Source organism: Pseudomonas sp. 22189 (assembly GCF_052045635.1).
Taxonomy (GTDB): Bacteria; Pseudomonadota; Gammaproteobacteria; order Pseudomonadales; family Pseudomonadaceae; genus Aquipseudomonas; species Aquipseudomonas parakoreensis.
Genome location: NZ_JBQEPG010000057.1, coordinates 1 through 5,915, shown reverse-complemented (window position 1 = coordinate 5,915; position 5,915 = coordinate 1). Strand labels below are relative to the sequence as shown.

The 5,915-nt window shown below is 59.7% G+C and carries 6 protein-coding genes; 1 reads left to right on the top strand and 5 read right to left on the bottom strand.

Annotation, left to right across the window (positions count from 1 at the left end; genetic code table 11):
- Window positions 1-844 (top strand): calcium-binding protein (locus ACTJKS_RS27845; RefSeq protein ID WP_440829050.1); only part of this gene is annotated, 844 nt, incomplete at its 5' end.
- 575 nt (window positions 845-1,419) lie between these two features.
- Here the strand turns inward: ACTJKS_RS27845 and ACTJKS_RS27840 are convergent.
- The 5 genes from ACTJKS_RS27840 to ACTJKS_RS27820 all read right to left on the bottom strand — a co-directional run bounded on the left by ACTJKS_RS27840 (window position 1,420) and on the right by ACTJKS_RS27820 (window position 5,585).
- Window positions 1,420-1,752 (bottom strand): phage holin family protein, encoded by a 333-nt coding sequence (locus ACTJKS_RS27840; RefSeq protein WP_134023327.1) that lies wholly within the window; start codon window positions 1,750-1,752, stop codon window positions 1,420-1,422.
- Between the two features lie 536 nt (window positions 1,753-2,288).
- Entirely contained in the window at window positions 2,289-2,648 is a 360-nt protein-coding gene (locus ACTJKS_RS27835; RefSeq protein WP_440829049.1) for a PA0613 family protein, read from the bottom strand.
- Window positions 2,641-4,860, bottom strand: a complete 2,220-nt coding sequence (locus tag ACTJKS_RS27830) for a VapE domain-containing protein (protein WP_440829016.1) — start codon at window positions 4,858-4,860, stop codon at window positions 2,641-2,643. Before ACTJKS_RS27830 ends, ACTJKS_RS27835 begins: the two co-directional genes overlap by 8 nt.
- A complete protein-coding gene (locus ACTJKS_RS27825; protein ID WP_008080171.1) occupies window positions 4,850-5,074 on the bottom strand; it encodes a TraR/DksA family transcriptional regulator in 225 nt (74 codons plus the stop codon). Before ACTJKS_RS27825 ends, ACTJKS_RS27830 begins: the two co-directional genes overlap by 11 nt.
- A complete protein-coding gene (locus tag ACTJKS_RS27820; protein ID WP_083368989.1) occupies window positions 5,067-5,585 on the bottom strand; it encodes a phage regulatory CII family protein in 519 nt (172 codons plus the stop codon). Before ACTJKS_RS27820 ends, ACTJKS_RS27825 begins: the two co-directional genes overlap by 8 nt.
- Window positions 5,586-5,915 lie beyond the last annotated feature (330 nt).

Below are 5,915 nucleotides of genomic sequence, written 5' to 3'. Positions count from 1 at the left end.
TGGATATTCGGACCTGCTCATTCGTTATGGTACGAACGACACCCTGACTGTGCAGAGTTTCTTTACAGGCGCCGAATGGTCGATAGAGAAGTTTCAGTTCGCTGATGGTGTCACTTGGACATCTGCTGATGTCTCGAAGCATCTGGTAGGCACTGAAGGCGCCGACTCCATTGCAGGTGTCATTGGCCAAGACAACATCATTCGCGGATTGGGCGGTGATGACATTTTGAATGGTCAGGCCGGTAATGACGTACTTGAAGGTGGAGCCGGCAAGGACATACTCAACGGCGCTGTCGGCGAAGACACGCTTGTAGGAGGCGCAGGCAATGACACGTTGGCAGGAGGCACAGGCTCCGACACTTATGTTTTCAGTCGCGGCGATGGTCAGGATACCGTCGCCGAAGAAGGCTCAGCCTCGAATGTCGATGTCATTCGTTTTACGGATGTCAAATCAACCGATATAAGCGGCTTCGAACGCCCAAACCCATATGATCTCGTGCTGCGATATGGCACGGATGACGTGATTAATATCCAAAGCTATTTTTCAGGGGCTACCTATTCAGTGGAGGAATTCCACTTTTCCGATGGGGTGATCTGGACGACTAGCGATGTCACCAACCGGATTATCGAATCCAGTGGCAATAATGCGCTTGGTATGAGGATTGCGGAAGGCGAGCTTTATAGTTTGTCTACTATTGACACTGCTACTCCCACCTACACTGACGACCTTATGTATAGCTCCGATTTGAATGAAGAGAAAAGCGATATCTCGACAATGGACTCGCCATCTAACTCATCGGTTAACCCTGAATTTGTTCCGGTTAACTACGATTACTGGCTTTAACTAACCGAAAGCTCGACATGGCTACAATGTCATGTCGAGCTACCTTTCTTTGGAATACCACCCTTAACGGCTTTAAGTATCCGTTCATGAGATTTCGGCGGTTTCGCGAATCTGCGTTTCAGAGCTCTACCGTCGACTTGTTTGCTATTGGTAGAATGGACCAGCCGGTCGCTTTCCTCAAGCTAGGTGATGTAGTCGATGACCGACCAATATGCGCAGCGAAGAGCTCTTGGACAGGTACTCGGTTGCGCTCATAAGCCCTCCTTTTCAGCGGCTTTTCAATGAATCCTTTCAAGATTTCAGTGGATTGAAATTTCAGTAAGCTGGCGGGCCTCCCACTAACACGATCCCGCGGGTTTCCGACCCCGTGTCCTTTGAAAGTCCCCAGGGTCCCCGGCGGTTTTCTGCCCGGTCCGGTCGGTCGACTGCCATGCCCTGCCCCTATCCCTTTGGAAAGACGGACATCCCTGCGCAGATTTCAGCTAGAGAGATTCCGCGAGTTCGCTAACCCGTGTAGGGGGCGGTCCTCGGGGAGGACCCGTGAAATCTGCCCCCCCCTACCCGGCCTGCCCGGCTCATGCCTTCGGCTCGGCCTCGCTCAGGTCCAGGCGCTTGGCGACCCAGCGTTCGTACAAGCCGATGGCGACATCGGCGCCGGCCATCGCGGTCAGGCAACCCAGGGCGCCCGCTGTCCAGATCGACAGGCCCGCACCGAACAGCAACATCATCGCTGACACGCCGCACACGATGCAGGCACCGGACCGAAGTGCGAGGCGGCGCACCAATGCCCAGCCCCGTGCCCCATCCTTGTCAGCGCGCCACATCTCGCCAGACACGCCGCCAACCAGGGACAGGGCAATCACCAACCAGATCGGCATCTCTGCCAGTGCCTGTTGCTCGTTCGTCATTGCCCTGCCCCTTAAACAAAAAGACCCGGCGCTATGGCCGGGTCGGGTGGTGGGTGGCCTGCCGCGCTTTGCGGTCGCACCCATCGAAGATGGCCCCTTTTTACAGCTCGATTCTGGTGGCAGCAAGACCGGTTTAATGCCATCCGGTGAATGTGTAGCTTACGTCCGGTGAACGGCTAGCGAATGTCGGTGAATATCTCAACCCGGCTGGCTTTTGCTTCTGTTGATTTAACGGCGTCCCATACGTCCCACTTCTCTAAAACAAGGTGGGACGTCTGAAAGTCCCGCAGATTGGGGCGTTGCCCCACCGTCCTACTTTTCTTTCTCTTTTCTCGTGTATAGAGAGAAATTTAAAAAACACGCGTGCGCGTGAACGCGCGTACCTGTGCCCGCTACGCATACACGGGTGGGAGGCAAAAAAGGTGGGACGGTGGGACAGCCCAACAACGACGGGGCCTGCGCCCGTCCCACGACTGCAAAAGCAGTAGGACGGACGCAGGTCGGTGGGACGGCGTGAGCCAGAGCGATGCCCACGATCAAGCCGCTTCCCCCAGGAGGAAGTGCTCGACCACGATGTGAGCGTCATGCAGGCGCTGGTAGTAGACGTTGCGTGTGCAGCCACTGCGCGTCAGACGTGCCGCCAAGGGCGCGTCAGGCTGGAAGTAATGCACCTGCACCACCGTCATCAGCTCAGGGTCGAGGCGTTTCTTGACGATGCGCTCGATGTCCAGTGAAGCCTCCAGCGGCACCCTGCTCCCGCGCCTGCCGCGCACGAGCTGCCCCCCGCTCTCCATCATCATCGCAACCATGTTGCCACCTGAGTAACCAGCGGATACCTCATCGCTGTGCAGCTCCTGCGCCCATTGTTTGAGGGCCATATCGATTGCCTTAATCATCGAAGCAGGGCTCCTCGAACTCGTCCCGTTGCAGCGCAGACGCCCTGCCCCAGTGCTCGGGTTTCTTGTACGCCCATGGCCGCTGACCGCTCTTGTTCAACGCCCCCAGACGGAAGCGTCGCCAGCCGAGACGGTGCAAGATCGCGCCGACGCGCATCTGCTCGGGCTTGCCCCAATGCCCTGGATCGAGCTTGAGTGCTTGACTCATTACCTCGCTGCCGGTGGTGGTCTCGCCGATCTGCGACTCTTCGAGCCAGGTCAGAATGGGCGTCTCCCATTCGTCCACCACAAAGCGTTCGTCCTGCTCCTCGCTGAACATCGGCGCTTCCTCTCGCGTGACCCACCAAAGGTCGCCGGCCTCAAAGCAGAACACCGCTTCGGCCCACAGCTGATCGCGGATCTCGCGCAGCAACGGCACGTCGACCTTGGTACAGGCCACCGGCCAATAACGACGGTTGCCGGTGGCGTCCTTCAGGTACTCGTCCTGGTTGGTGGTACCGACGAAGACACACTGGCGTGGCACGTCCAGGGTTCTGCGGCCATAGCTTTCGCGGTAGGTGTCGGTCGAGGCCGAGAAGAACTGTTTAGCCTTAGTGCTCTCGGCCTTGTTGAAGCTGTCCAGCTCGCCGAGCTCGACGATCCACTTGCCACGAATCGCCTGGAAGCCGTCCTTGTCGCCGAGGGCAAACGGCGTGTCCATGAACCACTCGCCGCCGAGCACACTCATGGCGGTGGACTTACCGGCGCCCTGTACGCCTTCGAGGATCATCACCGAGTCGGCCTTGCAGCCGGGTTTCATCACCCGTGCCACGGCCGAGATCAGCCAGCGTTTGCCGACCTTGGAGGTGTAGTCGGTTTCTTTCACCCCCATGACATCGGTCAGCCAACGCTCCAGGCGCGGCACACGATCCCACTCTAGTTTTTTCAGGTACTCGCGCACCGGGTGAAAGGCGTGGTCGTGCGCCACGACGCTGACGGCTTCGATCACGTGCGACGACTTCACGCGCAAGTTGTACTGCTGCGCGAGCCACTTCATCACGCGCACGTCGTCGATGTCGGCCCACTCGCCAGTGCCACCGCCATAGGGCGCGGCACGCAGCTTGACGATCTTCGAGCTGAAGGCGCAGTAGCTGATCACCCCGGCCCAGCGTTCGTCGTGAGCGAGGATCAGTTCGACGTTCTGCATGTGCGCGATCAGGGCGCCGCTCTCGCTGCGGGCCAACTGATCTTTCCAGCCACCAGCTGCTGGTGGGCGGACCACGGCCAGCACTTGGCGGCGAACTGCGTCGAGACCTTCGGCGACATGCAGGTCGTTGAAGTCGGTCCACTTGTCGTGGCGCTCGACCGCGAAGATCGGCGCAACCACCTGGGCACCGACGATCAAAGCGGCGTTGCTCGCCTTCTCCTCACCCGGATTCCAGGCATCGCCGTTGGGCTTGGTGGTCTTCCAGTCGTCATCGCGGCAGATGATCAGCGGGCAGCCGGCGAAGCGCTCGCGCATGACCTTGCACACAGCCAGCAGGTTGCCCGCATCGAAGGCCACGGCCACCGCGAGCGACGTCGCCATGTGCAGGCTGGCGCCGGTGGCGTAACCTTCACAGACCAGCACCGGTTCACCCGGTACTGGGTGCGGACCGAGCAGGTGAAAGGTGCCCTCCTTAGCCATCCCGTAGGGCCAGTAGGATTTGTCGCGGCCGGTGTCTTCCTGCTTGTTCGGGAAGATCACCTGCAGGCCCATGATCTGATCACGGGCGTTCTTCATTGGGACCAATACGGCGCCGGTGCGCGGCGCGTAACGCACGTTAATGCCAACAATCTGTTTGCGGTCCAGGTAATCGCTGCGCCCGGTGGTCGGCATGCGCTCAAACAGACCCTGCGCCCTTTTCGCGGCCCGCCGCGCAGCGTTGTTCGCGATTTCCGCGGCGCGGCGTTTGGCTTCTTCCTGGCGGGCGCGCATCACTTCGCGCTCTTCCGGCGACATCCGCCCGGCCTTGACCTTGATCTTCTGCGTCTCGCCCGAGCGCCAGTCACCGAAGGCGCCGAAGATCAGGGTGTCGCCCTTCTCCGTGCGCTGCTCGTGGACCACATACCAGCCGTTCTTTTCCTTGCCTTTGTCCTGGGATGTCTTGCAGCGGGTCAGCTTGCCGAACACCAGCGGTTGTGTCGGCTCCAGACCGTAATCGGCGAATTGTCCCAATACCTCATCGAGCATGCTGAATCCCCCGCTCAGAGAGGGATTGGCAACTGATGCACTGCGAGCAACCCGGTTGAGCCAGGCGGCGTGCTTCCGGGATCGGGTCGTCGCAGGCTTCACAGAACAGCAAGGAATGGGCAGCGCTTTCGGCCTTGGCAGCGCTGCGCGCGGCCATGGCCTGATCGATGCGTTCCTGCACCAGATCGTTGGCGAAATCAGCAATATCAGCCACGGTCGGCACCTCGCGTCGTCTGGTTGACGTAGGTGGCGCGGTTGAACAACCCGAGTAGCCCTTGAATGCCCCGGAACACCTGCAGACGAATCGCTGCCAGTTCCTGATCAGTCACCACACCGTCGCCGATGCTCTTGGCCCAGGTCTCGGCCAGATCCGCGACCTGGCGGAAGTATTCAGCGATGCCGGTGGTGAGGGTCTCGGGCATGTCGTTGGTGTAGGTGTCGGCCAGCTCCTGCCAGACCGTGTCACCGACCAGCGCATGCACCGCATCGAGAATGCGGCGATCCTTGGTCAGTTCGAGGATCTCGCCGAATTCCTGAATGTTGATGGAGTGGCTCGGGTGGGTCGGCGACAGTTTATGCTGCAGCGTGGTCGGGTTACGACCGGTCGTGGCTGCGATGGCAGCAGCGCCGCCCGGGTAATCGCGAGCGGCGTGGTACAGCGCTAAATCGAGCGGCAGGATTTCCCGCTGCGCCCGTTCCAGAGAACTGAGAGCAATTCGGCTCATGGCATTAATCCTAAAAGTTGCCAGTGCCGCGCGACAGAAGTTGGTGATACATTTGCCGCGTGGTCTGGAGAGGCCCAAAGCCGGCTAGGTTCGTAAGACCAACACCGGCACCGTGCCGGGGCGAACAATCCGTTGTTCACCCCTGGCGCAACAGCTGCCAGCTCTGTGGTAAGAACGGCAGCAACACCAAGGCTTCCGAGCCTTGGAAACGCGATGAAAGTCGGCGGCATGTGGTGTGCTCGCCTTCCGACATCGCGACCCGACTGCATTGTGGTGATGCTGTCGGGAGAAACTGGGCGACCCTTGGGTCGCCTTTTTTCTATGCAGCTT

Excerpts from the sequence above, each read along its gene's own strand:
- ACTJKS_RS27840 (WP_134023327.1), bottom strand. The coding sequence starts at position 1,752 with ATGACGAACGAGCAACAGGCACTGGCAGAGATGCCGATCTGGTTGGTG.
- ACTJKS_RS27835 (WP_440829049.1), bottom strand. The coding sequence starts at position 2,648 with ATGATTAAGGCAATCGATATGGCCCTCAAACAATGGGCGCAGGAGCTG.
- ACTJKS_RS27830 (WP_440829016.1), bottom strand. The coding sequence starts at position 4,860 with ATGCTCGATGAGGTATTGGGACAATTCGCCGATTACGGTCTGGAGCCG.
- ACTJKS_RS27820 (WP_083368989.1), bottom strand. The coding sequence starts at position 5,585 with ATGAGCCGAATTGCTCTCAGTTCTCTGGAACGGGCGCAGCGGGAAATC.